The sequence below is a fragment of the Acinetobacter sp. ME22 genome (assembly GCF_022012315.1).
Taxonomy (GTDB): domain Bacteria; phylum Pseudomonadota; class Gammaproteobacteria; order Pseudomonadales; family Moraxellaceae; genus Acinetobacter; species Acinetobacter brisouii_A.
In genome coordinates this window covers 456,179-482,437 of sequence record NZ_JAKLTL010000001.1, presented here as the reverse complement: position 1 = coordinate 482,437, position 26,259 = coordinate 456,179, and the positions used below count along the sequence as shown (strand labels likewise).

34 protein-coding genes are annotated in these 26,259 nt (G+C 43.3%); 33 read left to right on the top strand and 1 reads right to left on the bottom strand.

The features are described from left to right. Nucleotides 1–162 precede the first annotated feature (162 nt). The 14 genes from LVY74_RS02445 to LVY74_RS02380 all read left to right on the top strand — a co-directional run bounded on the left by LVY74_RS02445 (nucleotide 163) and on the right by LVY74_RS02380 (nucleotide 8,725). Nucleotides 163–399 carry a hypothetical protein gene (locus tag LVY74_RS02445; RefSeq protein ID WP_237813691.1) on the top strand — a complete coding sequence of 79 codons (237 nt, stop codon included), beginning with the start codon at nucleotides 163–165 and terminating at the stop codon, nucleotides 397–399. Beyond that, a complete protein-coding gene (locus LVY74_RS02440; RefSeq protein WP_237813690.1) occupies nucleotides 399–677 on the top strand; it encodes a hypothetical protein in 279 nt (92 codons plus the stop codon). Before LVY74_RS02445 ends, LVY74_RS02440 begins: the two co-directional genes overlap by 1 nt. Continuing rightward, nucleotides 625–909 (top strand): HNH endonuclease, encoded by a 285-nt coding sequence (locus LVY74_RS02435; protein ID WP_237813689.1) that lies wholly within the window; start codon nucleotides 625–627, stop codon nucleotides 907–909. The genes LVY74_RS02440 and LVY74_RS02435 overlap by 53 nt, the downstream gene beginning before the upstream one ends. Before the next feature lie 184 nt (nucleotides 910–1,093). Continuing rightward, nucleotides 1,094–1,567, top strand: a complete 474-nt coding sequence (locus LVY74_RS02430; protein WP_237813688.1) for a terminase small subunit — start codon at nucleotides 1,094–1,096, stop codon at nucleotides 1,565–1,567. 3 nt (nucleotides 1,568–1,570) lie between these two features. Next, nucleotides 1,571–3,244 carry a terminase large subunit gene (locus tag LVY74_RS02425; RefSeq protein WP_237813687.1) on the top strand — a complete coding sequence of 558 codons (1,674 nt, stop codon included), beginning with the start codon at nucleotides 1,571–1,573 and terminating at the stop codon, nucleotides 3,242–3,244. Nucleotides 3,245–3,298: 54 nt separating this feature from the next. Continuing rightward, entirely contained in the window at nucleotides 3,299–3,886 is a 588-nt protein-coding gene (locus LVY74_RS02420; protein WP_237813686.1) for an HK97 family phage prohead protease, read from the top strand. Beyond that, nucleotides 3,883–5,205 (top strand): phage major capsid protein, encoded by a 1,323-nt coding sequence (locus tag LVY74_RS02415; protein ID WP_237813685.1) that lies wholly within the window; start codon nucleotides 3,883–3,885, stop codon nucleotides 5,203–5,205. Before LVY74_RS02420 ends, LVY74_RS02415 begins: the two co-directional genes overlap by 4 nt. Before the next feature lie 90 nt (nucleotides 5,206–5,295). Next, nucleotides 5,296–5,463: a hypothetical protein gene (locus tag LVY74_RS02410; protein WP_237813684.1), complete on the top strand. Its 168-nt coding sequence runs from the start codon at nucleotides 5,296–5,298 to the stop codon at nucleotides 5,461–5,463. 11 nt (nucleotides 5,464–5,474) lie between these two features. Next, entirely contained in the window at nucleotides 5,475–6,914 is a 1,440-nt protein-coding gene (locus LVY74_RS02405; protein WP_237813683.1) for a phage portal protein, read from the top strand. Beyond that, entirely contained in the window at nucleotides 6,914–7,222 is a 309-nt protein-coding gene (locus LVY74_RS02400; RefSeq protein ID WP_151777163.1) for a head-tail connector protein, read from the top strand. The genes LVY74_RS02405 and LVY74_RS02400 overlap by 1 nt, the downstream gene beginning before the upstream one ends. A gap of 8 nt (nucleotides 7,223–7,230) precedes the next feature. Next, entirely contained in the window at nucleotides 7,231–7,584 is a 354-nt protein-coding gene (locus LVY74_RS02395) for a phage head closure protein (RefSeq protein ID WP_237813682.1), read from the top strand. Between the two features lie 7 nt (nucleotides 7,585–7,591). Next, nucleotides 7,592–8,050 carry an HK97-gp10 family putative phage morphogenesis protein gene (locus LVY74_RS02390; RefSeq protein ID WP_237813681.1) on the top strand — a complete coding sequence of 153 codons (459 nt, stop codon included), beginning with the start codon at nucleotides 7,592–7,594 and terminating at the stop codon, nucleotides 8,048–8,050. 2 nt (nucleotides 8,051–8,052) lie between these two features. Then, nucleotides 8,053–8,424: a DUF3168 domain-containing protein gene (locus LVY74_RS02385; protein ID WP_237813680.1), complete on the top strand. Its 372-nt coding sequence runs from the start codon at nucleotides 8,053–8,055 to the stop codon at nucleotides 8,422–8,424. A gap of 64 nt (nucleotides 8,425–8,488) precedes the next feature. Next, the gene (locus LVY74_RS02380; protein ID WP_237813679.1) at nucleotides 8,489–8,725 is read left to right on the top strand and encodes a hypothetical protein; all 237 of its coding nucleotides are present in this window, start codon (nucleotides 8,489–8,491) and stop codon (nucleotides 8,723–8,725) included. A gap of 12 nt (nucleotides 8,726–8,737) precedes the next feature. Here the strand turns inward: LVY74_RS02380 and LVY74_RS02375 are convergent, their stop codons facing one another. Beyond that, nucleotides 8,738–9,286, bottom strand: a complete 549-nt coding sequence (locus LVY74_RS02375) for an Arc family DNA-binding protein (protein WP_237813678.1) — start codon at nucleotides 9,284–9,286, stop codon at nucleotides 8,738–8,740. Between the two features lie 10 nt (nucleotides 9,287–9,296). Here LVY74_RS02375 and LVY74_RS02370 point away from each other — a divergent pair, with 10 nt between their 5' ends. The 19 genes from LVY74_RS02370 to LVY74_RS02280 all read left to right on the top strand — a co-directional run bounded on the left by LVY74_RS02370 (nucleotide 9,297) and on the right by LVY74_RS02280 (nucleotide 26,231). Then, nucleotides 9,297–9,455: a toxin-antitoxin system HicB family antitoxin gene (locus LVY74_RS02370; protein WP_237813677.1), complete on the top strand. Its 159-nt coding sequence runs from the start codon at nucleotides 9,297–9,299 to the stop codon at nucleotides 9,453–9,455. Then, nucleotides 9,452–10,162: a phage antirepressor KilAC domain-containing protein gene (locus LVY74_RS02365; protein ID WP_237813676.1), complete on the top strand. Its 711-nt coding sequence runs from the start codon at nucleotides 9,452–9,454 to the stop codon at nucleotides 10,160–10,162. The genes LVY74_RS02370 and LVY74_RS02365 overlap by 4 nt, the downstream gene beginning before the upstream one ends. 80 nt (nucleotides 10,163–10,242) lie before the next feature. Next, nucleotides 10,243–10,539, top strand: coding sequence for a hypothetical protein (locus LVY74_RS02360; protein WP_237813675.1), 297 nt, complete (start codon nucleotides 10,243–10,245; stop codon nucleotides 10,537–10,539). Between the two features lie 76 nt (nucleotides 10,540–10,615). Next, nucleotides 10,616–11,482 carry a DUF6615 family protein gene (locus LVY74_RS02355; protein WP_237813674.1) on the top strand — a complete coding sequence of 289 codons (867 nt, stop codon included), beginning with the start codon at nucleotides 10,616–10,618 and terminating at the stop codon, nucleotides 11,480–11,482. A 418-nt stretch (nucleotides 11,483–11,900) separates the two neighbouring features. Further along, on the top strand, nucleotides 11,901–12,365 hold the full coding sequence (locus LVY74_RS02350; RefSeq protein ID WP_237813673.1) for a phage tail tube protein: 465 nt from the start codon (nucleotides 11,901–11,903) through the stop codon (nucleotides 12,363–12,365). A 48-nt stretch (nucleotides 12,366–12,413) separates the two neighbouring features. Further along, nucleotides 12,414–12,887, top strand: a complete 474-nt coding sequence (locus LVY74_RS02345; RefSeq protein WP_237813672.1) for a phage tail assembly chaperone family protein, TAC — start codon at nucleotides 12,414–12,416, stop codon at nucleotides 12,885–12,887. A 17-nt stretch (nucleotides 12,888–12,904) separates the two neighbouring features. Continuing rightward, nucleotides 12,905–13,060, top strand: coding sequence for a hypothetical protein (locus LVY74_RS02340; RefSeq protein WP_237813671.1), 156 nt, complete (start codon nucleotides 12,905–12,907; stop codon nucleotides 13,058–13,060). Between the two features lie 60 nt (nucleotides 13,061–13,120). Further along, the gene (locus LVY74_RS02335; RefSeq protein WP_237813670.1) at nucleotides 13,121–13,633 is read left to right on the top strand and encodes an Sbal_3080 family lipoprotein; all 513 of its coding nucleotides are present in this window, start codon (nucleotides 13,121–13,123) and stop codon (nucleotides 13,631–13,633) included. A gap of 100 nt (nucleotides 13,634–13,733) precedes the next feature. Then, nucleotides 13,734–18,215, top strand: coding sequence for a transglycosylase SLT domain-containing protein (locus LVY74_RS02330; protein WP_237813669.1), 4,482 nt, complete (start codon nucleotides 13,734–13,736; stop codon nucleotides 18,213–18,215). Beyond that, nucleotides 18,215–19,003 carry a hypothetical protein gene (locus LVY74_RS02325; protein ID WP_237813668.1) on the top strand — a complete coding sequence of 263 codons (789 nt, stop codon included), beginning with the start codon at nucleotides 18,215–18,217 and terminating at the stop codon, nucleotides 19,001–19,003. Before LVY74_RS02330 ends, LVY74_RS02325 begins: the two co-directional genes overlap by 1 nt. 8 nt (nucleotides 19,004–19,011) lie before the next feature. Next, nucleotides 19,012–19,929 carry a hypothetical protein gene (locus LVY74_RS02320; protein ID WP_237813667.1) on the top strand — a complete coding sequence of 306 codons (918 nt, stop codon included), beginning with the start codon at nucleotides 19,012–19,014 and terminating at the stop codon, nucleotides 19,927–19,929. 5 nt (nucleotides 19,930–19,934) lie between these two features. Next, nucleotides 19,935–20,963 (top strand): hypothetical protein, encoded by a 1,029-nt coding sequence (locus LVY74_RS02315; RefSeq protein WP_237813666.1) that lies wholly within the window; start codon nucleotides 19,935–19,937, stop codon nucleotides 20,961–20,963. Beyond that, nucleotides 20,947–21,441: a DUF1833 family protein gene (locus LVY74_RS02310; protein WP_237813665.1), complete on the top strand. Its 495-nt coding sequence runs from the start codon at nucleotides 20,947–20,949 to the stop codon at nucleotides 21,439–21,441. Before LVY74_RS02315 ends, LVY74_RS02310 begins: the two co-directional genes overlap by 17 nt. Nucleotides 21,442–21,467: 26 nt before the next feature. Continuing rightward, nucleotides 21,468–21,833 (top strand): hypothetical protein, encoded by a 366-nt coding sequence (locus tag LVY74_RS02305; RefSeq protein ID WP_237813664.1) that lies wholly within the window; start codon nucleotides 21,468–21,470, stop codon nucleotides 21,831–21,833. Then, nucleotides 21,811–24,621 (top strand): host specificity factor TipJ family phage tail protein, encoded by a 2,811-nt coding sequence (locus LVY74_RS02300; protein ID WP_237813663.1) that lies wholly within the window; start codon nucleotides 21,811–21,813, stop codon nucleotides 24,619–24,621. The genes LVY74_RS02305 and LVY74_RS02300 overlap by 23 nt, the downstream gene beginning before the upstream one ends. A gap of 15 nt (nucleotides 24,622–24,636) precedes the next feature. Next, the gene (locus LVY74_RS02295; RefSeq protein WP_237813662.1) at nucleotides 24,637–24,804 is read left to right on the top strand and encodes a hypothetical protein; all 168 of its coding nucleotides are present in this window, start codon (nucleotides 24,637–24,639) and stop codon (nucleotides 24,802–24,804) included. A gap of 65 nt (nucleotides 24,805–24,869) precedes the next feature. Next, the gene (locus tag LVY74_RS02290) at nucleotides 24,870–25,127 is read left to right on the top strand and encodes a holin (protein WP_237813661.1); all 258 of its coding nucleotides are present in this window, start codon (nucleotides 24,870–24,872) and stop codon (nucleotides 25,125–25,127) included. After that, a complete protein-coding gene (locus LVY74_RS02285) occupies nucleotides 25,111–25,653 on the top strand; it encodes a glycoside hydrolase family protein (protein ID WP_237813660.1) in 543 nt (180 codons plus the stop codon). Before LVY74_RS02290 ends, LVY74_RS02285 begins: the two co-directional genes overlap by 17 nt. Continuing rightward, complete coding sequence (locus tag LVY74_RS02280) at nucleotides 25,650–26,231, top strand: hypothetical protein (protein WP_237813659.1); 582 nt, start codon at nucleotides 25,650–25,652, stop codon at nucleotides 26,229–26,231. Before LVY74_RS02285 ends, LVY74_RS02280 begins: the two co-directional genes overlap by 4 nt. Nucleotides 26,232–26,259: the final 28 nt, after the last annotated feature.

Genomic DNA, 26,259 nt, shown 5'->3' with positions numbered 1-26,259 from the left:
TTGATGTCATATTAAAAAATCATTCATGCTTATTCTCCGAATGGATTACGGCACACAAAACCGCACAGCTTGCAAAAGTTAGTGCGGTTTTTCTTTTTTATTACGAGGTGTCTATGTCTTGCAAAGGCTGTGAAGAACGCCGTCAAAAACTAAAGGCAATGTATGACTACAGCAAACAACGACTGCAATTTGCAATCGATCGTCTTACAACTGGTGCAACAGAACAACCAGTTAGTCCAACAAAACAATCTGTTGACCGATCAAACCAAACAACTGATTCAACAGAACAACCAACTCATTCAAATCAACAGTGACCAAACCGCACAGATCCGCATGCTGCTCGATGAGATCGTTGGCGATGAGGATGAACCACTATCACGTAACTTGGATGATGACTAATGGCTAAAGTAGTTTCGATTGTTCCTACATCTAAATGTACAAATACACATGCACATTCAGCACAAGGCACCAAAGTTTTATTAGATGATGGTTCTCGATTGGAAGGTGTCCATAAAGTTACCTTGGTTGCTGAGAAAGGTGCGGTATGGAAGGCAATCATTGAAGTCTACCCAACCAATCAACAACAGATTGATGCAATCATTGAAGACTTGGAGGTGATTAGTCTTGAAGCTACAAACACTCAAGCCAAGGCTAGAGATACGCCGTCAACAGACTGAGCCCAAGAAAAACTGGGGAACAGGTCGTGGTGGTAGACCATGGCGCAGACTTAAGGGCAAGATACATCTGCGGGATGAATGGGCATGCCAGTGCTGTGGACGGGTAACTACTGAGCTTGAGCTAGACCACATTATCAATGTTGCACAAGGCGGAACGGATGACGAATCCAATCTGCAATCTCTATGTGTTGAATGCCATAAGAAGAAGACACAGAAGGAGAGCAGGCTATGATTGAAAAAAGAGCTCATCGCCGTGGGTGGGGGGAGGTAAAAATTTCAAAGCATTTTCCCAACGGACACCGCACCCTACCTCACGTATAAAAAAATTTCCCGTTTCAGCGGAGTTAACTTTTTTGAGAGTTAACTCGGTGGAGTTAAAAAGTTAAAAAACAGTTAACTTAGTTAAAGGTCGAGCAATGGCTATCAATGAGAAAATGAAAAAATTTGCTCAAGCCATTGTTGATGGTGCGAGTAATAAAGACGCTGCAATTTCAGCAGGTTATCCTGAAAAATCAGCAGCGCAACAAGGCGCAAAATTAAAAAAACATCCCGAAATTATTGTCTATATAGAGAAGTTAAAGGCTGACAAAGATGGTCGCTCTTTAACTAAAACTGAAGTTAAAAAAGTTAACTCGAATAGTGAGGAACAGGATTGGGATGACCCACCTGATGACCCGTATTCAAAAGATGACCCTTTAGAATTTTTGATTGAGGTGATGAACAACGCGGGCAACGACATGTTTTTACGTTTCAATGCTGCCAAGGCTGCTTTGCCGTACAAGCATGGGAAAGTTGCTGAGAAAGGCAAGAAACAAACCAAGGAAGAGGAAGCCAAGAAAGCCAGTACTTCTGGGAAATTTGGCACCCTGAATAGTCAGCTACCGAGTTAAAACATGTCTTCAATGTCACCAATCTGGACGACAGCTTGCCCAGATTGGGCGACACGTATCGTCAATAAACAATCTTTAATGCCATGTGAGCCACTCTTTCCTCAGGTGGCAGACGTTGCAGAACGGATTTTTAAAGAACTGATTCTTGTGGATGTGATGGATAGCCCGAAGATGGGCGATGTCACATTGCCATGGGTGATTGAGTTTGTACGGGCAATTTTTGGGGCATATAACCCAAGCACAAAACGCCGTTTGATTCGTGAGTTTTTTCTTCTGATCTCCAAGAAGAATACCAAATCGACGATTGCTGCAGGTGTGATGCTGGTTGCCTTACTTTTGAATGATCGGCTTTCAGCAGAGTTGATCATCCTTGCACCGACCAAGGAAGTCGCAGACAACAGCTTTAACCCGATCCGTGACTTTATTCGCGCTGATGAAGAACTCAGCGCAATGATTAATATCTCTGAACATACCAAGACGGTGACGCATCTTGGTACGGGTGCAACGCTGAAAGTCATTGCAGCAGAAAGTAATGCGGCTGCAGGTAAGAAAGCCTCCATCATATTGATTGATGAGGTTTGGCTGTTTGGTAAACGTGCCAATGCTGAATCGATGTTTCGTGAAGCCAAAGGTGGTTTGGCCAGTCGCCCAGAGGGATGTGTAATTTATCTGTCGACCATGTCAGATGAGATGCCATGCGGAGTATTCAAGCAGCTTTTGGACTATGCCCGCGATGTTAGGGATGGAATCAAAGAGGACAAGGCATTTTTACCGCTGATCTACGAGTTTCCAAAACAGCTCATTGAAGATGACGAGCATTTAAAACCTGAAAATTTCTATATTACTAATCCAAATCTGGGTGCATCGGTTGATCTTGAGTATCTGATTTCAGAGTTCAACAAGGTTAAAGATGCAGGTGAGGAGTCGCTTCGAGATTTTCTAGCCAAGCATTTAAACATTGAAATTGGGCTGAACCTACGTGCTAATCGTTGGGCAGGTGCCGAGTTCTGGTTACAACAGGCACGGAAGCTCTCACTCGAAGATATTATCCAACAATCAGATGTGCTTGAAATTGGCGGTGATGGTGGTGGTTTGGATGACTTGCTGGGTTTTGCGGTATTGGGACGGCATAAAGAGACACGTGAATGGCTGCTCTACAATCATGCCTGGTGTCATCAGATTGTACTTGAGCGCCGTAAATCAGAAGCGCCCAAGCTGCTTGATTTTGTCAAAGAAGGAAGCCTGACCATTTATGAAAATGTCGGAGATGACATTAGCGAGTTAGCCACAATTGCCAAGAAAGTTTATGACAGTGGCAAGCTCGATAAAGTTGGACTAGATCCATTGATGCTTGGAGGTTTACTGGATGGTTTGCTTGATGTGGGTATTCCTCAGGAGCAAATCATTGGCATTCCTCAAGGTTATAAGCTTGCAGGTTATTTGCAGACCCTTGAGCGCAAACTTGCAGGGTGTGAACTCTGGCACCAAGGTTTGGGATTGATGGCTTGGGTGGCAGGCAATGCCAGAATTGTGATGAAAGGCAACGGGATTATGGTCAGTAAGCAGGAAAGTGGTGTTGCCAAGATTGACCCACTGATTGCATCCCTGAATGCTACGGCTTTAATGAGCATGAACCCTGAACCTGCCAAGAAAGACTACAACGTTTACTTTTTTTAATTGATCCAGTTTGTACAGCTCGCATTTGCGGGCTTTTTTATTTTTGGAGGAGCCATGTCTGCTCTACATAAAACGTTTGACTTTGAAATGAAGAATTTTGATGAAACCAAACGCACATTTAGCGGGGTTGCCAGTACACCGAATCAGGACCGTGTAAAAGACGTTATGGTCTCGAAAGGTGCGTCATTTTCCTTACCTATGCCGCTACTTTTTCATCATGACCCAACCAAGTCTGTTGGTCATGTCACCAGTGCCAAAGTCACGGATGCAGGCATTGAAGTCGAAATGCACATTCCAGAAATTCAGGAAGAAGGCGATTTAAAATGGGAAGTCGATAAAGCCTTTCAATCCCTGAAATACAAACTGGTGAAAGGGCTATCGGTTGGTTTTATCCCGAATTGGGATGAAGCGGAAATGATTAAAGGCGGTGGCGTGCAGTTTAACAAGTGGGAATGGTACGAACTCTCACTGGTCACAATCCCTTGTAACCGTGAATCCGAAGCAGATTTCTCCAAAGCATTTGAGGAACATCAAGCCGCGTTGGGCAAAAAACCTCAGAACGTTCCAGATGGCGATGCATCTGAACAAAAACATGTTGTTGTCAAATTAGCAAGCCCAACGAAGGGCGGAGTGAAACTATGAAAGAATATTTAGCGAAGTTGCTGAAAGCATTGTCAGAAAAGAACCAAGCAATGCAGGCAGCATTATCAAAATCAGCAGAAGCAGGGACGACACCTGATGAAGCAACTGAGGCAGAAATCAAGCAGCTTGAAGCTGAAATTGATGCCATTCAGAAGAATATTGCCCGCGTACAAACTCAGATTGCTGAAATTGAAAAAGCAGCCCAAACCGCAACTCCTGTTGCAGGTGAAAATCCTCAGCAAGCCAAAAAATCTGCTGAAGGTGATCCAAACCCTGCTGCACCTGCTACGGTGATTGAAACCTTGCCGAAAGGTATTGGTTTTGCTCAGTTTGTCCGTGCAAAAATGTTGTCAGCCCATGAAGCGAAGAAAGGTAACGCAGTGACCGCTGTACAAGCGGCTAAAAATTTGGGTTATGGGGAAAGTGTGGTTCAGTTTGTGGAAAAGGCAACACTGGGGACCACAACAGATACAGGCTTTGGTGCACCATTGGTGGATACCAGTACTTATACAGGGGACTTTATCGAACTGCTACGCAATGCCACTGTTTTTGACAAATTGAAGGGCTATCGTTCAGTGCCTTTTAACGTAAAAATCAAAGGTCAGAAAACAGGTGGTACGGCTGCATGGGTAGGTGAATCTCAGCCTAAACCACTTACCAACCCGACTTTTGATAGTGTGGAAATTAAAGAGCATAAACTTGCTGCGATTACGGTCTATACCCAAGAGCTATTGCGCCGTGCAGACCCTGCGATTGATCAACTGGTTTTGGATGATTTGATTGCTGCATCGGCTGAACTGGTTGATAGCACATTCTTGGGTGCAGGTGCGGGCACGGATGTCATTCCAGCAGGTATTTTAAATGGTGTTACTGCTGTACCAAGTTCAGGCACAACGGCAGCAGATTATGAAAAGGACTTAATGACTCTAATCACAACTTTTGTGGAAGCCAACCTATCAACAGACAATGCCTATTTCCTGATGTCTGAAACCTGCGCCATGCAATTGGCTTTGCTGCGTGATGCTTTAGGAAATACCTACTTCACTGGCATGTCGTTTGCAGGCGCAGCCCGTAGCTTGTTGGGTATTCCTGTGATTACCTCTCAGGCAGTGGGTTCTAAAATTGAGCTTGTGAAAATGAGTGAAATTCTGGTGGCTCAAGATGGCGGTGTGGATGTGTCATACAGTGACCAAGCGACCTTGGTGGATGGCACAACCACTTACAACTTATGGCAGAACAATGAGTTTGCCATCCGTGTTGAAAAGTTCATCACTTGGGCAAAACGCCGTGCGATTGCCAGTGCTTATATTCAGTACTAAGCCATGTAAATTGATGAATAACAGCTCCTGATTTGGGGCTGTTTTCATATCTGAGCAATGAAAATTGATTGTTGAGCTATGGGAGCAGCGATGAAAATTGAGTATTTAAAGACGATGCATGATGCCAATGTGGGTGATGTCAAAGATGTTGAGGATTTTGCTGCCAATGTTTTGATTAAAACAGGGGTTGCAAAGGCATGTGATGAACCTAAAAAGGCATCTTCTGAAGTGGAAAAAGAACAAATCCCAAGTAAATAAAGGCGGTAGACATGGGCATTTTTGAGAAGTTATTCAAACGAAAAAGCTACCAAACTGCCCGAAATGCAGGAAATTGGAACAGTTTTTTTGTGCAAGAGCCATTCTCAGGCGCTTGGCAACAAAATAAGGAAATTACCCGTGAAGACATGACCGCATTTTATGCTGTATTTGCTTGTATTGGGCTGATTTCCAAAGATATTGGCAAGATGCCGATTGTACTAAAGAAGAAACAGCAGGGTGTTTTGGTTGATGCGTTGACCCCAAAACAGCTTGTTCGAGTCTTTAAAAAGCCCAATCATTATCAGAACTGGCAGCAATTTAATGAACAGTGGACGCAAAGCTTACTTTTGCGTGGCAATACTTATGTATTCAAGGTGAAAGATGCCTTTGGTGAAATTTATCGCCTTGTAATTCTCAACCCTGATTTGGTCACCACCTTGGTGGATGATCACGGCAATGTGTTTTACCAGTTGAGCACTGATCGGCTGACACAAACTGAGAATGTGATTATCCCTGCCTCTGAAATTATCCATGACCGTATTAATGCGCTGTATCACCCATTGATTGGTTTAACCCCGATCATGGCATGTGCTTTGGCTTCAGAGCAGGGCATCTCGATTTTACGCAATTCTAAAAATTTCTTTCTGAATGGCTCAAGACCAGGTGGCGTGATTGAAGTGCCTGGTGCAGTCGATAAAGATAAAGCCCAAGATATTAAAACCAAATGGGACACAAACTATGGTGGTGCAAATGTGGGTAAAACAGGGCTACTGTCTGATGGGGCGAAATACACCAGTATTGGGATGAAAGCCACGGACAGCCAACTGGTTGAGCAGTTGAATATGTCAGCTCGGATTGTCTGTACCGCTTTCAATGTCCCACCTTTTAAAATTGGCATTACCGATGTACAGGGCGCAACCAAAGTTTCTGATCTGAATGAAATCTATTATTCAGATTGTTTACAGGCGTATATCGAGGCGCGTGAAAACTTGTTAGATGATGGCTTGGGTCTGGTTGATTTGGGTGTCGAAGCCTTTCTTGATTTAGATGTGCTGATTCGCATGGACTCATCGAGCAAGATTGCTTATTACAAGGAAGGAATTGGCGCAGGGATTTTTTCACCCAATGAAGCGCGGCAAAAATTAGGTTATTTGCCCGTTAAAGGTGGTGATTCTCCACTGATTCAACAGCAAAATTTCTCACTGGAAGCATTGGCCAAACGTGATGCCAAAGATGATCCATTTAGTACAGGGTCATCCAATACGCCAGCACCACAGTCTGATGCAAATAAGTCCTTTGAAAGTTTGTATCAGGGCGTATTTTCAGATGAAAAAACCTATAAAAAAGGCAGTTTTGTGACGTTTAAAGGTTCACTTTGGCACTGTGAAAAAGATCATCAGGGTGAATTCAGCCATGAATCATTCAAGTTGTGCGTAAAAGGGGCAAAATAATGGCAATTACTACCTTGGAACTGGTCAAACAGCATTTGCGTTATGACTCGGATGATCAAAATGACCTTTTGGATGCCTACCGACAAGCCGCAGAATCTGCGGTTTTTTCGTATGTGACAGATACGTTTGAAGCAGATGCTGCGGGTGTTGTGAGCTATCCCGCGCAATTAACACAGGCAGTTTTGCTATTGTGTGGTTATTACGATCAGTACCGCAACATTGAAGGGGATATGCCCAGTGATGGCAATTACTTGCCGCCACCTGTTCGGGCTTTACTTTTTCCATTTCGTAGTCCGACAGTGGTATGAGGTGATTGATGAAAGCATCTAACTTAAAGCATCGCATCACCATTCAACAAGAAAACATGACAGGACAAGACCCGAAAACAGGCAAGCAAATCAGCTATTGGTCAGACCTTGCTACTGTTTGGGCAGCAGTTACAGATCTCTCCACCAAAGACCAGATTGCAGCAAAGGCAGCGCAAAGTACCATTCAGGCACGGGCAAAAATTCGTTATAGCCAAACTGCCAAGCAAATTACCTCCTCGATGCGGGTGAAGTTTGAGGGCTATTACTATCGTATCGATGGTAACCCGATGGCGGATCCTGATAGTCGCCGTGAATATTTGACCTTAAACCTTGCCACAGGGGAAAAGGCGTGGAATCCGTGAGGGGCTTATGGCACGTATTCAAGGTTTAGAGCAGTTACAGCAGAAATTTCGTGCCATTGGCAAGAAAAGTACCATTAAACGGATTGCACGAAAGTCGGCACGGCAAGCCATGAACATTGCCCGTGATGCTGCTCGAGCAAATGCCAAGGCACTGGATGACCCGATTACCAAAGAGAAAATCTGGAAGAACATTGTTACCCAGACAGGTAAAACCCGTAATTCTGATGAAATTGTTATGCGTGTCGGTATCCGTGGTGGTGCAGCACAGAACAAATACACAGATAAAACTGCATTGGCAGGTTTACCGGGTGGCATTACAACCTATTGGCGTTATATCGAGTTCGGTACCAGTGAAATCGCAGCCCAACCGTTTATGCGTCCTGCATTATCTAAAAACGTGGGGCAGATTACCGACAAGTTTGTGCAGGTGTTTTCTGCTGAAATCAATATTGTTTTAGGAGGCTGATCATGATTGATTTGCCTATTTTTCCGATACTCAAAGCCAATACCGCCGTGACTGACTTGCTTGAGAGCAATGGTATTTTACGGGCATATAGTTTTGGGCTTGCTCCTGACAATCCTCAGCCGCCATATGTGACTTGGCAGATTGTCGGTGGTGACCCGTATAACAATTTGGACGTAGCTCCAAGTTGTGACCGTGTCGATGTTCAGATTGATGTCTATGCTACGGATGATGATGTGGTCAGTGATGTTGCCAAAGCGGTGCGGAATGCGATTGAGACCGAGTGTTATGTCACACGCTATGGCAATCAGGATCGTGACCCAGTGACAGGTATGCCGCACTACAGTTTTGATGTGAGTTGGCATGTGAATCGGTAGTGCTTAGTTTTTATATTTTTAGTGTTAGGATTAATTTGATAAATATAAAAGTAGCGAGGTGATTATGTCTTGGCAAGATAAAGTTGTACTAAATTCTGGTGAAAGAATTGTTCGTGGGCAACGAAGAGAAAAAGGGCATCTAGGTCAGACAGAAATTCTTTCATTTACAATTGTAAATGAACAGGACGAAATGATTGGGGAGGGTACTTATACTGAACACACAAATGTTCGGGGTCTTCAAAGCTCCTATATTTTAAACTACTCAAAACAAGATGGTACTTGCTTTTCAGAAAGCTGGTAGTTAAAAAGCACCTTATGGTGCTTTTTTATTTCGGTTATTAGGATTCAAATTCTGCCAGTTCTTATTAGAGTCTTCTTGTTCACCAATACTTGAAAATGGAATTTCTTTATTATCTGATAAAAAACGTCTTTCATCTCGACTTACAGCATCAAGCCCACGCAATACTTGAATATTCTTAAAATTATGAGAATTTTCTTTTTGTACCTCATTTAATTTTTCAGAAAGAATTCTATTTTGTTCATGTAACTCTTTCATGTATTGCAAAGTTTCTTCTTGGCGAGCAATTAAATCTGATAAATCCACATTTGATGAATTTGCTTCAAAGCTTTTTTCAAGCCGAGCAACAATCTCTGCATTCATTGAACGATTATTTTCTTTCGCCGTATTAACAATTTTTTCTCTAAATTCAGGTGTTACTCGTACTTTCAGAGTTACAACTTTGTTGTCTTCTTCACTCATGGCAAAAGGCTTATAAAATAAAAATGATGATAACCCCATTTTGGGGCTTGACCAATAACCCCAAAATGGGTACATTAATTTTACACCCCATAATGGGGTCATTGGAGTAATCATGAAATCTAAAGAAATTACGTATGTAAAAGTTCGTCTAAATGATGAATTACATAAGCGACTGAAAGCAAAAGCACAACTTGAGGAACGCTCAATGAATTATTTAATCAACAAAGCAGTTGAATTATTAATTACTCAAAATCGAGAGGTAAAGGCATGAATGCAATTGTTCCACTACAAACTCAGTCGATGACAAGTCTAGAAATTTCTGAACTTGTAGAAAAACGCCATGACAATGTAAAACGCACAATAGAAAACCTTGTAAAGCAATCTGTTATTACTTCTCCTCAAATTGAGGAAAAGCCTACAGCAGGACGACCTAGTACTTTTTATGTCTTTACTGGTGAACAAGGTAAACGTGACAGCATTATTGTGGTTGCTCAACTTTGCCCTGAATTTACGGCACGTTTGGTTGATCGTTGGCAGGAACTAGAAGCCCAAGTCGCAAAACCAATTGACCCAATGCAGCTTTTATCTGATCCAAATTTATTACGTAGTGCCTTGCTAACGTATTCTGAAAAAGTCATCGAATTGGAACAGAAAGTCGAATGTATGCAGCCAACAGTAGCAGCTTATGATCGTATTGCAACAGCAGATGGCAGCTTGTGCTTAACTGATGCAGCCAAAGCCTTACAAATGCGACCAAAAGATTTTATTGGATTACTCAATCAAAAACAGTGGATTTATAAGCGTACTGGCGCAAGTCATTATTTGGGTTATCAGGAAAAAGTTCAGTCAGGATATTTAGAGCATAAAGTGACAGAAGTTACTCGTAGCGATGGCTCAACAAAAATGACCGAACAAGTACGAGTTACCCCAAAGGGTTTAACTAAACTTTCTAAGCTATTGAGTAGTCAAAATGTTTAATTCAGGCAATAAAAAAGCCCTCTCGAAACTGGCAGGAATCAAAGGGCTTTCAGTTGCTACATATCGTAAGGAACGTAACTGTGAACAGTATGGTACAGATAACACCGAAAAATCAAGCATACGATGCAAGTGATGTAGCCGAGGGTTATGCTTTGGCATATGAACAAGTTGCCGATGTTGCAGCAATGCTTGATGCAATCCATAATAAACACGACAAAATCGTTGAATATGTGCAAAGTGTCTATAACGTCCCTGAATCAGTGTTTAAAGAACTAAAACGGCTTTTTCATATCACTGATGGCTTAATTCAGGAATCTATGGACTTTAGCAAAACTCAGGAAGACCAATATCAGCAAGAATATGATGGTCAATCATAAATCTTGAAAAACAGAGCCACCTTTCGAGGTGGTTTTTTTGTATATTTAACGAAATCATACATTCTGAGAAATAATAATGAGTCTTTGTCAAATTTTTAGAGATCTATCCTATAAGACTTGGATGCAGTTGGGTCAAGCACGGCAAGTTGACTATCAAATACGGGAAACATCAATAACAGACTTTTTGATGGTTGAATTAAAGTCTCAAAATTCTTATGAAGTTATTACAAAAGCTTTTAAAGGCAATGAGGAAGGGAAAAATGGTGCAGATTGGGAGTGGTGGTTTTTAAATTCTTCAGGGAAAAAGGGTATTGGTTTTAGAGTTCAAGCTAAAATTATTAACTTTGAAAGTAATTCTTTTGAACAATTACATTATAAAAACCAAACATATACTTTAATTGAATCTTCTCAAGGCATATCGATTCTTAAACATTTGATAATGAATAAAGAATTTTTTGGCTTAGAAAAATCACAAAAAATTAACTCTATAAGAAAAATTCAAAAACCATTAGTCCCTTTATATTGTTTATATATAAATGATGTAAATAATATCCTAACAAATGATCTGCTTACATCTTTTCATTTTTTCTGTAATAGTGCTATAGAGCATTTCGGGTGTTCTATAGTCGCTGTAAGGGACATTATGAGATTGAAAACAATTAATAAAAGCAATAAATTACAAGATGTTAATAATTTTTTATACCCTTGGCATCTGTTGGTTTGTAATCCTAATGGGGGAAATCTTCCAGAAAAAGTATGGAGCTTTGTAAAGGAAATAGAGCCATTTGATAAAAATAAATATGAATATTTTTCATATGGTGATGAATTACCTGAATATGTTCAAAAGATCGTTAATGACTCGCATAAAAAATTAGAAAATGAATCTGATGATAAAGATGGTTATGGAGCAAATATTATGATTATTAAAGACAAGAAAGATTAGAAAAGACTACTTAGCAATTTTTGAGCTTTATCCACCTTTCGAGGTGGTTTTTTTATGCCTTGTGGACACCGGGACGGAGGAAATCAAAAAGCTTCTAAATAATAATTGCCTTATTAGGTCGGTAAAGTACCTAAAAAGCAAAAACCCCAGTGCTCTAACACTGAGGTTTTTAAATCAACTCAACTAACGACAGTTAAGGAGAAATATCTCTGTGCCTAATATAACAGAAATTTTAGAGAAGGTAGAGAAGCTCATGGAGAAATATGGGTTCTGGAAAGTAACAGGGTTTGTCATTGCAGCAATACTGGCTTGGCAATTACCACAAATCATTACCGCCCTACGATGATAGCAAATTCTTAAAAAATATCGCGCCTCCTTCGGGAGGTTTTTTTATGCCTGAAATTAGGAGTAATTACTCATGGCAAAATTAAAAGTTCAGGGTTCTCGTTGGTGGGCGTTTGACGGTACAACTTTGATCCGTCTTGTCTGCTTAAAAACATTTGATCCTGGTTCAGATTCGGCAGGGAAAATCGAAACAACCTGTCTAGATGATGAGGAAACCAAAACCTATCTTCCCGGTCTATCCGATCCTGGTGATGGTTCAATGGGATTCGATATTGATACAGAAAATGCAAGCCATTTGCAGATTGTCCAATGGGCGACTGAGAAAAAAGCATTAACCATTATTCAGGGCGCACCAGGTTCAGATTCTGTTCCAACTGTGACAGCAGGTGTATTGGATACTCTTCCAACCGACCGTACATGGTGGCGATTTGAAGCCTCGTTGACGACCCCAGTGTGGAAATTTGATGCAGATACTTTGGTCAACTGTACCGTGACCATGCAACGCTCAAGTGCAACCACATTTATTCCTGCAACCTAAGATCAAACCTTTAGCCCCTTGATTGGGGCTTTCTTTTGGGATAGAACAATGAAAAAGATTGATATTGCACAAATCAAAGCAGGGGCATTAATTTCCAAGCCACAACCTGTCACGGTTCCGATCAAATTTAATGGTGAAGATGCTGAATTTAGTACATTCATCAAGCCATATTCTTATGCGACCACCGTAGCAAAATTACGGGCTTTTGGTGAACAGAAAGAAGCCTTGGCAGGGATTTTAGCGGCTTCAATTTGTGATGAAGAAGGTAATCTTCAATTTACAGAAGATGAAGTACGTAAAAACTTTAGCCATGATTTGGCGGAGGCAATTTGGAATCAGGTTGTAAATGTTAATGCTTTGGGAAAGACATCGACCTCGCAGAAGAAACCGAACTCCTCTGTGAAATCGCCATCGCAACGGGAAAAAGCATCGAAGAAGTCCAAGAACTCTCGTTCACAGAAATCAAAATCTGGGCAGTCTACATCCGAAAATACGGAAGCCTTAACATCGGTCGAAGAGTAGAACAGGAACTTGCTCGGTTGCATCATTCGTTCTTGGTGTCAAAAGGCATTAAAAATATTGAGCTTGTTGATCTTATGCTGCATGAAGGCACTGAAAAACGGGCTGCCAATGATGATTTGGAATTTGATGATGATGCTTTGACGGCTTATTTGATGGGGACAGTAGATAAGTAAGTTTGCGTTACATTATGTAAATTGGTTATATTCTAATCTCTTATAAATAAGAGATTAGAAATGAGAAAAATTATTACTATTGCAGCAATAGCTTCATTACTTTTAGGTGGCTGTACCTCAATCCAAGTGAATAATAGAAATGGCTTTCAACCTAAAAATGTCAAACAAGTTTGTATTATTGATAACCCAAAAGTCATTATTAATGGATTTAATGATTCTATTGTTCGTAGCTTTGCTCGTTATGATATTGAGGCATCAGTATATCCAAGTAATTCAAAACCTGTACTCTGTGAAATAACAATGACATATACGGCATTACGTTCATGGGATTTTGTGCCATATATGACATATGCAAAATTTACACTGCAAAAGGATCGTAGAATTGTTTCTGAGGTTGAATTTCGATTACGAGGAAAAGGTGGTTTAGCTCTCAATAAATGGCGGAGTACAGACACCAAAATTGATGAGTTAGTTGATGAGTTATTAGGAAAAAAGTCAAAAGGCAGTGAAGTGAACTCATCTGATCTAAGTCAAGAAAAGCCCTTGATGCTTAGCCCAGCGCCACGAAATTAAGATAAGCCACCTTCGGGTGGTATTTATCAGTAATTAAGCAATAAATATTTTGATAGAAGCCCCGCCTGGCGGGGTTTTTTATTATCTAGAGGAAAGTAATATGGCTGCATCTCTCGGTCGTTTAACCCTTGATCTTGTGACCCGTATCAGCTCATTTACTGAGCCTCTAGAACGGGCTGAACGTCAGGCAGAAGATTCTACAAATAAAATTGCCCAGTCATTTGATACAGCATCCTTTGCAGTCAAAGCATTGGGTGCGGTAGCTGCAGGCTTATCGGTGGCCAGTGTGATGGCATTTGCCGAAAAATTTGTTGATGCAGGCAATGACATTCAGAAATTTGCCAAGCTCTCCAATGCCTCAATTCAGCAATTCCAATATTACGCAGTCGGTGCCGAAACCGCAGGGATTTCGATGGAATCCTTTGCCGACAAAATGAAAGATATGCAAGATCGGATTGGGGATTTTAATGATACGGGCGGTGGGCCTATGGTGGATTTCTTTAATGCCATTGCTCCGCGTGTTGGTGTGACCGCAGATAGCTTTAAAAAATTATCAGGTCCTGAAGCATTACAGCTTTTTTATGATTCATTAGAAAAGTCTGGTGCATCAGCCGAGCAAATAAAATTTCATATGGAAGGGATCATTTCAGATTCTTCATTGCTGATCCCATTGCTTGAAAATGGTGGGAAAGGGTTTAAAAAATGGGGGGATGCCGCCCAACAAGCAGGAAAAATCATGTCAGATGACATGGTGAAAAACTTGGCTTTAGCCAAAGAAAACTTGCAGATTCTAGATTTACAGTGGCAGGGCTTTGAAGCGGAACTGGTCAATGTTGCCGTGCCAGCCTTGAAAGAAGTCGTGACCCACATGGATGAGGTCAAAGCTGTGGCAACCGTACTGGGCGCATATCTGGTTGGTGCTGGAACCGTATCAGCAGCGAAATATGTTGCAGGGATTTATAGCAAAATCACCGCCATTGTTGCGGATATTCAGGCAGAAGAAGCGGCGATTTTAACCGCACAGCGTAAAGCAACTGCAGAACTCAATGCGGCAAATGCGGAAATGTCTGCTGCACGTGCAGCTGTTGCCAGTGCTGAAGCGAAAGTGGCAGCAGATCGTCAGGTGATTGCTTCAGAAATTCAGCGGGTTGAATCCAGCATTGCTCAGTTAAATGCAGAGAAAGCACTGGAAGCACAAAGTTTACGTAGTCAGTATACAGATCAAGGGCGAGCTGCATCATTGACACGAATGGCGGAATTACAGCAGGTTCAAGCCAGTATGACTGCCGAACTCACTGTGTTAGAACAACGTTTGGCTTCGACTACAGTTGCAGGATCTGCCGAGTATGTTACTGCCCGTACCGCACAAACGGCTGCAACTGAGCGTTTGACGGTTGCCACCAGTGCCAACAATGTGGCGCAGGCGGCAAGTGTTCGTACTGGAATTGGTTTATTGGGTCTGCTCGGTGGGCCAGTCGGCTTGGGTTTAACTGTCGCAGCGGTTGCCGCATCTTATGTTCTATTAAAAGACAGTAGCAAAGACACGGCTCAGGTTTTAGATACTCAAGGCAAAAAGATAGATGAATTGCTTCCAAAATGGCAAGAGTTGAATACTGTACAGAGAGATACAGCGATTCATCAACTGACTCAACAGGTGAACGAGTTGGGGAAAAAATACACGTTCGCCTATTCTGAACTGGATGCATACATCGGGTATTTAGAAGACTCTGGTCGTGTTTCTGAAAATGTTGCTCAGCAGATCAATAAGCTATTTCAACAGTACTCTGATCCAAAAACGAATATGAGCATGGTTGAATTTTACAATGCTCTCAAATCAATCAACGGCATCAGTGATGAGCAGGTCACTAAGATTCGTGATTTGGTTTCTGCCAGTGATGGGGCAAAGTCAGCTTATCAGCAGCAGAAAGATGTTTTAAATCAATTGAATCAAAAAAATGATGAGGCTGCCAAGAAACAAAAACAACATGCCGATGCTACAAATAATACAGCAGCAGCATATGTAAACTTAACTCAAAAGCAGATGCAGTATGTGCGTGGTGTTGAGAAAACACTGAGCCGCCAAGCGTATATTCAAGCATTGGTGACGCAGCAAAACTTTCCGCGTGATAAAGCAGAAGCCTTTGCAGATAGTAAAGATGCAGCAGGTATTGCTTATAACAAGGCAATGCCTGATCAGGTCAAACTGGCTGCAAATAAAGAGTTTGCAAGTAAAAATTATACGTTTACCAAGGATGAATTTGCTGCAATTGCAAAAGTAAATGGAATTGCATCAGCGCATAACTTTGCCCAAATTGAAGGCTTATACGGCTTACCAAAAGGTACATTGGCAGCTTACGTTCTAGGTGAGTCAGGCGGTAATGCCAATGCAGTCAGTCCAACGGGTGCATACGGTTTATTTCAAACTACGGGTATCTTTAGAAAACAATATGGATTATCAAAAAATAGTCCGATTGAAAAACAGGCAACCGCTGTTGCAGATGCTTTAGCCAAAGGCATTGAGGAATTTGGCAATTTACCTGATGCCCTGAGATCGCTGAATGCAGGGATTTCAGGAACCAAGCAGTATCTGGCAGGAAATATCGGGACAGGTAAAGGGCAAATGTCGCCTGCCAAGGCGAAAGAGGTTAAGGGGTATGCGCCAAAGTTCGCCAAGAATTTTGCAGGGGTCAATGGTCAATCTACCATTGATCAATCTATCTTGATGCCGACTCAGGCGGATTTACTGGCTCAACAGGCAACTTTGGCAGAAGCCCAAAAGGCACGGGATGATAAGAAACTTGAAATCAACAAGAAGTACTACACTCCAAAGCAACAGTTTGCGCAAGATAATACCGAAGCCATTGAAGCGATTAACTCAACCTTGACAGGTTCAGATCAAACCAATGCTTTGGCAAAACAGGCTGCGTTATACAAAAGCCAGCTTGATACTTGGTCTGCTCAGGAGAAGGAGGAATATAACCAGTTACATGCATTTGAAACTGATCGTATTCAACAGATCAAGGATAGCTATGCAGTTAAGCAGCAGCTTATGGATGCTGATTTAACAAAGAGTAAGGCTCAGCGTGAAGATGCAAAAGCAACACTTGACCGTCAGATGCAGGCTGAGATTGATGCCGTCAAACGTGAAGAAGCGCAACAGATTCTATCTGCCAAGCAGGTTTCGATGGACTCTATCGAGTTTATGAAACAGCAGTATGCTTTGGAGCGTGATGAAATTGTTAAGAACAAAGCTTTGTCTGATACAGCACGGAAAGAGATTCTTGCTAGCAAAGATGCAGAGTTTCAGCACAATTTAAAAAATGCTGAGCTAGAGCGTGAAGCAATACTTTTAGCCGCACAAGAAGGTCTTTTAACCGTTCAGGATTATGCAAAGCGTCAGCATGATTATGAAATTGCCATGATTGATCAGACCGCAGGCTATGACAAAGCAGTTGCCGAACAACTCAAGGCATATAAGGAGCAGCTCTACCGTAAGGCTTTGGATGAGCAGTTTAACGAGGCCAAGCAAAAATGGGAGGAATTAAAGAAAACGCTTGGTCTAAATCTGGGTAAACCCCTTAGTCAAGGCAGTGATAATCCTGCCATGCCAGAACAAGGGGCTAAACTTGCTGATTATGCGACTATCCGAGAAGGTGAAAATTCTGCACGTTCAGCATCATATGCAAATCAAAGTGATGCCGAAGCGAAGCTAGAGGAGTTACGTAAAGCTGGTTTGTTGACTTCAGAACAGGATTATCAGACTCAGTTAAATGACATTATTCAAAAGGGTCTAGATGAGCGTAATCGTATTTCTGAAGAAGCAAATCTTACCCGTCAAGCAATTGACCAGAAATATGCAATGGCTCAAACCCAACTCTGGCTAGATCAGGGAACAAGTTCAACCACGGCCATGCTGGATATGCTTGAAGCTGCAGGTGATAAACAATCAGGTGTTTATAAGGCTTTATTTGCGACTCAACAGGCTTTTGCAATTGCTCAAGCGATGATGAATGCTTGGACGGCATATACACAGGCCTTTGCTGACCCAACAGCGATGACCCCGATGCAGAAAGTTGCAGGTGCAACCACTGTCTTTGCAGCGATTACGCCTGCGATTGCTGCGATTTCATCAATTGATGCGGCATTTGCAGAGGGTGGACATGTGCGTGGTGCAGGTACAGAAACTAGCGATTCAATTCCTGCATGGTTGTCAAACAATGAGTATGTATTTAAAGCCAGTACAGTTAAAAGCTTGGGCGTTGGCACACTCGACTATATTAACCAGACAGGCAAACTTCCTGTCTTTCGGGCCGATGGCGGGCTTGTTGGATTTGATGCTTCTGCTACGCAAAGTCGGATTGCTTCGGCTTTTACAGAGTCATCAAGTTCAAGTCAAGGCGCAAACATCACCATCAACAATAACTCAGGCGCACAGGTCAATGCCCAGCAGAACAGTGATGGTTCCATCAGCATTGATGTTGTGGATCAGATGATCAAGCGTTCATGGCAGCAACTGGGCAATGCCAATTCACGCGAAAGCAAATCACTGGCACGTAATACCACGGCAAGGAGAAACCGATAATGAATCGTCTTGATCTTTGCCCGTTACAAGCCAGTTATAGCGTGCAGTTTGGCTGCTCGGTGCAGCGAGATCAGTTACCAGGAGGATTTTCACGCTATAGCACGGTGACTGAATCTAAAAAGCATCTGGTGAGTCTTGCTTTTAAGGTCACAGAGATGGACTACCTTTACTTTCGGGCGTTTTATCTGAACTGGCAGCTTAACCCGCTGCCTTTTTTAATGAAGCTGTTTATTGAAGATAGTCAGTACAAGGATTACATCTGTCAGTTTGTGCCCGACAGCTTTAACTTTGCCGAACTGAATGGGCGGATCTTCAATGTCAGTGCTCAGCTGCTGGTGGTGATCAGTCCAGTGATTGCCCTGACTTCGCGAATGTATCCATTTCGGTTTGTTGAAGGTCTGGTGACAGCGTTTGCACTGACAGATGGGGTGCAGCGGGAAGTCATGAACCTTACGGATGCTGATGTTGAATCGGTTGAAACAGCCTTTACCCTGACTGAAGCCACGATCCGATCTGCAATTGCACTTTACCCTGATCCTGATAATCGCAGTGGGAATGGAGAAACAGGTGGGGGTGATCAGGCTGCAATCGAGTGTATAAACATAAACTTTGCAGTGACCGCAGCCACAATACGAAGTGCCATCAATACAGTATCTGTCAATGAAAGTGTCACAACAGCAATGGCACTCACAGCAGCCACTCAAAGAGCTGCTCTTTTATCAAATACGATGCTTCCAGAGTCAATACAGACAGGATTTGCATTGACTGGCGCACAAATCACGAACTAGAGGTTGATATGAAATTGAGTTTCCATCAGGAAATTGGCGCACGTTTTAAGTTGGTTGCCCGTAAAGCAAATGGTCGTGTTGCCCGTGAAACAGGTTGGTTTAAAAACCTAGTACTTGATACAGGCTTAGCCCGTATGTCAGTAGGGACATGGATTAATCGCTGTTGTGTCGGCACAGGCAACAGTACACCAGTAGTCACCCAAGTACAGCTTGATAGCTTTGTGGCCAGTACCACAACGCAACAGGCAACATCTACAGCAGTTCAAATTACTACAGCCCCTTTTTATTATTCAGCAACAATCACATGGCGCTTTGCTCAAGGTGTCGCAGCTGGAAATATCTCAGAAGTGGGTTTAGGGTGGGGGAATAGTGATCTTTGGAATCGTGCACTCATTAAAGATGCCAATGGTGATCCAACCACCATTACCGTATTGTCTGATGAATATCTGGATGTGGTGTCAGAAGTTCGGGTTTATCCTGTGCAAAGCCCGTCAGGATCATTCAGTCTGCTTGATAAAACAGGGGCTGTTATCAGTACCCATACGTTTACAGGACTCCCATATATTTATAATCCTATGGTGTCTTTTGGTCAGGTCAATATTGGTGTTCGCAATGGCTACCTGATTTGGGATGGTGCAATCGGTGCATCAGTTACAGATATGCCGTCAGGTGGACGATATAACTATGCTTCAAAAGCCACTTCTTATCCAACAACAACCCGTTGTAGGGCAACTTACACCATTGGCTTAAATGATGCTGTGACGAATCACCAATCATTTTATCTCAGTGTTGGAGGGATATTGGGGTCAGATCCTGATTTAAATATGCCAGGCTACCAACTTCAAATTTCCCCACCCATCACCAAGACCTCATCCCAAATCATGACCTACACCTTTGAACTGAGCTGGAGCCGCTATACAGGATAATTCTCATGCTACCAGACAACACACTATCTTCAGCCAGCATCTTCGCTGGCTTTTTAGTGCCTGATCGAACCAGTGACCTGATCGATTATGAATGGGGCGGTACTGATCTTCAGGATGCATCCAATGGTCTGCAAGTTAAGATTTGGACATGCTTTTACCAGAATGGCTGGATCTGTATCACCGACAATGTAGGAATCACGCACCCATTGCTTGAAGTGGCGAATGTTACTCAATTGAGCTTTGCCTTCAGCTTTTCCATGCGTCCCTATGTGACTTATGTGGTCGATGGCATTGCCTATTTGTGGTGGTATGACACCAGTCTCAGTGCCTATGTCACCACAACCTATGATGCTGAACATCTAACACCGCAACTAGCACTGGACGACCATCGGGCAGAACAATCCGCCAATGCCGATGTGATCTTTGCCTATATTCGCAATGACACCCTGTACTATCGCCAACAACGTGATCGTTTTCAGACTGAATATGAGCTTGGTACAGCATCTGCCCTGGTGCAAATCGGCATGACCAAGAACTACCGTTTTGCCTTTGCTTTAAAAGCCGTGGTGAACCGTTTCAATATCTATTATGACCAAGCGATTATTGAACCGCGCAACATTGCAGGGGCACGCTTTAATCATCTGGATCTCTGTCCCTTGCAAGCTTCCTATGCCATAACGCTGGGAAACAGTGTGATTCAGGTGGAAGGGCTGACCGACAACCGTTATCGGGCCAGCTTTGAGCAACTGGAAAATGTGGTCACGACCAACTTTAACTTAACTGCCGCTGACTACAGTTATTTCACCGCCTTTTATCGGGTCTGGCAGCATCTGCGTAAACCGTTCACGATGGATACGGTGATTGATACACGGGCATTACAGCGTTACAAGGCGCACTTTGTTCCGAACAGCATTGCCATGACGAAAAACGGAAAGATTTTTAAAGTCACGGCTCAAATGCATATTTTAAACAATGCACTGGATACAGCCGCAATTCAAACTCTCGCGGAGTCCCGAAATGACCAATCAGCTTGAAGAATACCTGTTTGCCACACAACCCGCTTATTTGATCGAATGTATCGAGATCAAGCACAGCCTGTGGGCAACCCCGCTGCGCTATGTCACCAATATGGCGGATGGGGTCAGTGTTGGGCATGACAGCAGTTACTTTAACTATGACTATGTGCCGCTTCAGATCGACAAGGGCAGTAGCTCAGACGATTTAGACCAGACCCTAGCCATTACCATTGGTGATCTGGGCGAGATCGTTCCTGATCTGATTGACCAGATTCTGGATGCAGGGTCAACCGAACGTCCACAGGTCACTTATCGGGCTTACTCCAGTCTGGATCTGTCTACACCGATTCTAGTGATTGATAATCTCGAAGTGACTGACCAAAGCTCGGACTATCAGGGCACAACCTTTAATGCGGAAGCACCGAAACTGAATGCCGTCGGAACGGGTTTGCTGTTTACCAAAGCTAACTTTCCAACATTGATCGGATTCTACTAACTAACCAAAACAATGGAGTCAGTGGCATGGATCTAGGCTTATTTGAAAAGCAATACAACGTTTTAAATTATCACTGCGTGCATTTTGTGATTGATGCCGCCAAAGCCTTACTGCATCAGGATTATTCCAGCAGCTTTATGGGCTTAACTGGCGCACTCAATCAGGCGATCACCACCTCACGGCAAACTGTGATCAAAAACAAACGACTCAAACAGCCACAGCACGGCTGTATTGTGCTGATGACCAGCCTCACAGGGGATAACCATGTGGGGCTTTTTTATGGCGGAAAAGTGCTGCATCTCAGCGAAGGCGGGGTGCAGTACGTGCATTTGCGGGCACTCAACATTCACTATCTCAGGTTTCGATATTATGAGCATGTTCAGAATCTTTGAAAATCCACTGGATGATTCCAGCATTCGCATCGAGCACACGGACAACGTTTTGCATGCCTTCCTGATGATCAAAGCCAAATATCCACTGGCCCGCATCTATAAAGGCAATCCCTGCACTGAAAATGATGTCACCCCACACGATAAAGCCACCGCTTTCGCCTTGCTGAATGCTGATCCTCAAGATCAGTTCGATGTGGTGTGTCATGCAGGGGCTGCGGTCTTGCCGTATATCTATTATGCGGTGGTGGCGATCATGGCGGCTTACTCGCTGTACACCGTGCTCACTATGAAAAAACCGTCGGGGGTGGCACAAGGTTCAAGTAACAACGATCTGTCGAGTCGTGCAAATAAAGAGCGACTCGGTGGACGGGTTGCAGATATCTTCGGAACGGTCAAAGCCATTCCTGATCTACTTGCAGTGCCCTTGTCTTATTACAACAGTGAGGGTGTTGAGATTGAAGAATGCTTGATGTGTCTAGGGCGTGGTTATTATCAAGTCACCGAAGTGAATGACGGGGAAACCGCAGTCGAGGGGATTAGCGGTTCATCGGCTTGCTTTTATGATCCAGAAACCAGTCTGATCGGAACACCAAGCTATCAAGCAGGAACCGCTTTCGACAGTTTGCCATATACCGTCAAGAAATCGGCATCAATCAATGGGCAAACCTTAAAAGCACCCAATGATATTAGCTTAAGCGATGTCGGGCTGTACTTTACATCGGGCGGGGCAATTCATCGTAGCAATAGCAGTGTCGATTTTACTGACTCGTTTGAAGTCGGGGACGGGATTGCAATTCAGGGCGCTGAGTTTGGTCAAGCCAATGCCTCACTTTCTGGTACAGCCACTGTCAATGCCAGTGGGCAAGTGATTGTTACCAGCACTCAGAATATTGCAGGATTTGCAACTTATCAGCGGCTGACGTTGACAGGGGCATCCATCACAAAATCATCACAGTCCTATGATTTATCAGGAAGCTTTGAAGTTTCTAGTGTGGCTCAAAGCGTTAGCGGATCAGATTATATCTATACGATTCAACTGAGTAATGCCAGTACGGTCAATTACAACTGGTCGCAAGTCGATACGGATTACAGCATTAGCGCAGGGATTACTTTAACGGATTCAAGCAACAGCATTAACCTCGATGAAACCTATACCGTTGGGGCAGTTCAGGAGGATCAGATCACACTGGCCAATGCATCTTCAGTCAATTCGGATTGGGATAAACTCAGCAGCGACTTTGGGGGGACAACACAAGGACTCAGCACTGATTCAGAGATTTCCCTTGCCATTGTCACCAGTAAATGGGTGGGCTGGTATTACTTAAAATTCGACAATCCCGAACGTGCGTTATTCAACTTCAATTTTCCACAAGGCTTGTATCAGGTCACTAAAGATGGCGTTCGCAAGGATTTTAGAGTCCAACTAACCATTGAATATCAATATCTGGATATCAATGGCGATGAGGTCGGGGAGGTTCTATCTTACGCATTCATTCAGTGGAGCAATATCATTGATAGCTTTGGTAAGAGTGTCTACTTAGATTTGGAGTCTGGGCACTATGGCATCCGCTTTCGATCAGCAAAAACTTGGGCGGTCTGGTCAAATGGCAATAGCTATGAAACGGTCAAGCTCAAAGATGTGTTTCTGCTCAAGCAATCCACTCAAGACAGCTACCCTGATGTGACCATTGTCCGCACCAAAACACTGGCCACCGATGGCGCACTCTCGGTCAAAGAACGTCAGATCAACTGTATTGCCACCCGTAAACTGTATAGCTATGCCACAGGCACTCAATCCACAGAAATGACCGCTAGTAACAACTTTGCCGATGCGGTCTGTGCCTTGACGGTTGATCCACTGATTGGGCGACGGAGTCTTGAGACACTGGACATTGAAAGCCTGTATGCCACCGCTTCAGAAATCAATGCCTACTTTGGCACAGCGATTGAGTTTAACTACACTTTTGATGATGCCAAGATGTCCTATGAAGAAACACTGGCTGCAATGGCATCCGTCTTGTTCTGTGATGCCCGACGTGAATCCAACATCGTTTACTTTGCCTTTGAGCAGCCGCAGGACGTGCCGACCTTACTGTTTAACCATCGCAACAAAGTGCCGCAGTCAGAAAAACGCACCAGTAATTTCGGAGTCAACAAAGACTACGATGGGATTAAATTGACATGGACAGATCCCGATGACAGTTGGTCTGAAAGCGAAATTAATCTACCCAATGATGATGTGGTCAATCCGCAGAGCATCGATGCCAAAGGCGTGACCCATGAAAATCAGGCGAAGCTGCTGGCTTATCGGGCCTATAACAAGCTGATTTATCAACGACGTGCCGTGGAGTTTCAGACCTATCACGAAGCGGATCTGATCACCCGTAATGACCTGCTACTGGTGGCGGATGACACCAAACAACAGATGATCAGCTCAGGGGCTGTGCTGGATCAGGATGGTTTATATCTAGAGCTTTCACAGCGTTGTGAACTGGAGGCAGGGCAAAACTATGTCATTCACCTGCAACTGCCTAACAAATCCGTGGATGTGATTGCCGTAACTCAGGGGGATGATGAACATGAAGTGCTGCTGGCACGTGCACCCACCGCCAGTCTGATTCTGGAATATGACGGCAATCTGAGCTGTACCCAGTACATCATCACCCGTGATACAGGAGCTAGACGGGATCTGTTTTTAGTCACTGAAAAGTCCAGTGATGGCACGATTACCTCAATTAATTACAGTGATCTTTATTACAACAACGATAAAGATTTTATAAATACTTGATCAGGAATAAATAAGATGAAATTTAAAGTCATAACCCACCGTGTCTACCGTATTGAACATGAAATTGAAGTCAATTCACAAGAGGAAGCCATTGCCTATGCTGAAGCATTACAGCAAGCCGATCTGCCTGAAGATGCTGTGCGGAGCGACGATTTAGGCGTTCAGGAAATCACAGAAAGTTAATAGTAGATTGAACTGGATTGCACCGAATAGGGTGCTTTTTTATTGCCAAAAATAAGGGGGAAACCGTGTCTGAACAGGCATTTGATAACACCGCTTCAACACTACTCGCCAGTAAAACGGCCATGTATGGCGGAAGTATTGGCGCATTTTCATCGTGGTTGGCTTCACTGGATTTGGGGTTTTGGATCAGTGTGCTGATCGGTGTAGGGGGCTTGGTGATGAACTGGCACTATGCACGAAAGAAAGACAAACGCGATGCAATTGAGCACCAAGCTTATCTTGAATCGTTAAAAAAGGAAAAATGTGATGTCGAACAAGACTAAATACTACGTGATTGGCACTTTAGCCGCCACCATTGGCGGTTTTTTTATTCAGGGTGTCAGTGATACAGGCATAGCGTACACAGGCTCAAAAGAGGGCTTTCGTTCGGTACCATACAAAGACATTGGTGGTGTGCCCACTGTGGCATTTGGCAACACGGTTCACCCTGACGGTCGCAAAGTCAAAATGACTGATCCGCCAGTCTCAAAAAAGCAGGGGCTTGAATACCTCAAGGCACATTATGCCAAAGATGCGCCCGTGTTTAACAAGTCCTTGCAAAGTATCAAACTCTCGCAAGATGAATACGACTTGTATGCCGATTTCTCTTACCAGTTCGGGCAAAGCACGTGGGCGAAGTCCTCCATGTTGAAGAACCTCAAAACAGGCCAGTACGTACAGGCATGTAGGTCACTGCTGAAATACAAATATGCTGCAGGGCGAGATTGCTCAATTCGTAGTAATAACTGCTATGGCGTTTATACACGACAGCTTGAACGTTACAACAAATGTATGGGAGCAAACTTATGATTTCAGCCCTCGCAATTCTGAGTGCCGTCTGGCGCTTTTTTTGTGCCTGTTTCTTGTGGGTATTGGCACATAAACGCTGGTCACTAATCATTGTCCTAGTGATTTATGGCGTATTCCAGACATGGCAGGTCAACAGCTTAGCGAGCGATCTGAACAATACCGATGCCAAATGCACAACCCAAGTGAACCAAGTCAAAGCTGAGCTAAAACACTACAAAGCCAATCAAACCGAAGCCAATGCAAAAGCTAAAACCAATGCAATTACCCAAGAAAAAACATGGGCCGAACAACTTCTAAAGGTAGAACAAAATGCAAGTCAAAAAATACAAGATGCGGCTGCTGCCGCTCGTGCTGCTGAGTTGGCTAATCGTGGGCTGTCAGAGCAGATCAGTCGTGCCAACCAACGTCTGTCCACAGCTTCCAAAGAAACCATCGTTGACTACACCGTTGCCAACGGAGCGTTACTCGAAGCATGTACAGCAGAATATCGAGCAATGGCAGAAAAAGCTGACGGACACGCAGTTGATGCGGGGCGACTGAGTCAGGCGTGGGATGTTGTCACAGAAACAAAAAAATAAAAATAGTATTTGACAGATTTCATAAATA

Coding starts and splice junctions, on each gene's coding strand:
- LVY74_RS02445 (WP_237813691.1), top strand. CDS start 163: ATGACTACAGCAAACAACGACTGCAATTTGCAATCGATCGTCTTACAA.
- LVY74_RS02440 (WP_237813690.1), top strand. CDS start 399: ATGGCTAAAGTAGTTTCGATTGTTCCTACATCTAAATGTACAAATACA.
- LVY74_RS02430 (WP_237813688.1), top strand. CDS start 1,094: ATGGCTATCAATGAGAAAATGAAAAAATTTGCTCAAGCCATTGTTGAT.
- LVY74_RS02425 (WP_237813687.1), top strand. CDS start 1,571: ATGTCTTCAATGTCACCAATCTGGACGACAGCTTGCCCAGATTGGGCG.
- LVY74_RS02420 (WP_237813686.1), top strand. CDS start 3,299: ATGTCTGCTCTACATAAAACGTTTGACTTTGAAATGAAGAATTTTGAT.
- LVY74_RS02415 (WP_237813685.1), top strand. CDS start 3,883: ATGAAAGAATATTTAGCGAAGTTGCTGAAAGCATTGTCAGAAAAGAAC.
- LVY74_RS02410 (WP_237813684.1), top strand. CDS start 5,296: ATGAAAATTGAGTATTTAAAGACGATGCATGATGCCAATGTGGGTGAT.
- LVY74_RS02405 (WP_237813683.1), top strand. CDS start 5,475: ATGGGCATTTTTGAGAAGTTATTCAAACGAAAAAGCTACCAAACTGCC.
- LVY74_RS02400 (WP_151777163.1), top strand. CDS start 6,914: ATGGCAATTACTACCTTGGAACTGGTCAAACAGCATTTGCGTTATGAC.
- LVY74_RS02395 (WP_237813682.1), top strand. CDS start 7,231: ATGAAAGCATCTAACTTAAAGCATCGCATCACCATTCAACAAGAAAAC.
- LVY74_RS02390 (WP_237813681.1), top strand. CDS start 7,592: ATGGCACGTATTCAAGGTTTAGAGCAGTTACAGCAGAAATTTCGTGCC.
- LVY74_RS02385 (WP_237813680.1), top strand. CDS start 8,053: ATGATTGATTTGCCTATTTTTCCGATACTCAAAGCCAATACCGCCGTG.
- LVY74_RS02380 (WP_237813679.1), top strand. CDS start 8,489: ATGTCTTGGCAAGATAAAGTTGTACTAAATTCTGGTGAAAGAATTGTT.
- LVY74_RS02375 (WP_237813678.1), bottom strand. CDS start 9,286: ATGACCCCATTATGGGGTGTAAAATTAATGTACCCATTTTGGGGTTAT.
- LVY74_RS02370 (WP_237813677.1), top strand. CDS start 9,297: ATGAAATCTAAAGAAATTACGTATGTAAAAGTTCGTCTAAATGATGAA.
- LVY74_RS02365 (WP_237813676.1), top strand. CDS start 9,452: ATGAATGCAATTGTTCCACTACAAACTCAGTCGATGACAAGTCTAGAA.
- LVY74_RS02355 (WP_237813674.1), top strand. CDS start 10,616: ATGAGTCTTTGTCAAATTTTTAGAGATCTATCCTATAAGACTTGGATG.
- LVY74_RS02350 (WP_237813673.1), top strand. CDS start 11,901: ATGGCAAAATTAAAAGTTCAGGGTTCTCGTTGGTGGGCGTTTGACGGT.
- LVY74_RS02345 (WP_237813672.1), top strand. CDS start 12,414: ATGAAAAAGATTGATATTGCACAAATCAAAGCAGGGGCATTAATTTCC.
- LVY74_RS02335 (WP_237813670.1), top strand. CDS start 13,121: ATGAGAAAAATTATTACTATTGCAGCAATAGCTTCATTACTTTTAGGT.
- LVY74_RS02330 (WP_237813669.1), top strand. CDS start 13,734: ATGGCTGCATCTCTCGGTCGTTTAACCCTTGATCTTGTGACCCGTATC.
- LVY74_RS02325 (WP_237813668.1), top strand. CDS start 18,215: ATGAATCGTCTTGATCTTTGCCCGTTACAAGCCAGTTATAGCGTGCAG.
- LVY74_RS02320 (WP_237813667.1), top strand. CDS start 19,012: ATGAAATTGAGTTTCCATCAGGAAATTGGCGCACGTTTTAAGTTGGTT.
- LVY74_RS02315 (WP_237813666.1), top strand. CDS start 19,935: ATGCTACCAGACAACACACTATCTTCAGCCAGCATCTTCGCTGGCTTT.
- LVY74_RS02310 (WP_237813665.1), top strand. CDS start 20,947: ATGACCAATCAGCTTGAAGAATACCTGTTTGCCACACAACCCGCTTAT.
- LVY74_RS02305 (WP_237813664.1), top strand. CDS start 21,468: ATGGATCTAGGCTTATTTGAAAAGCAATACAACGTTTTAAATTATCAC.
- LVY74_RS02300 (WP_237813663.1), top strand. CDS start 21,811: ATGAGCATGTTCAGAATCTTTGAAAATCCACTGGATGATTCCAGCATT.
- LVY74_RS02295 (WP_237813662.1), top strand. CDS start 24,637: ATGAAATTTAAAGTCATAACCCACCGTGTCTACCGTATTGAACATGAA.
- LVY74_RS02285 (WP_237813660.1), top strand. CDS start 25,111: ATGTCGAACAAGACTAAATACTACGTGATTGGCACTTTAGCCGCCACC.
- LVY74_RS02280 (WP_237813659.1), top strand. CDS start 25,650: ATGATTTCAGCCCTCGCAATTCTGAGTGCCGTCTGGCGCTTTTTTTGT.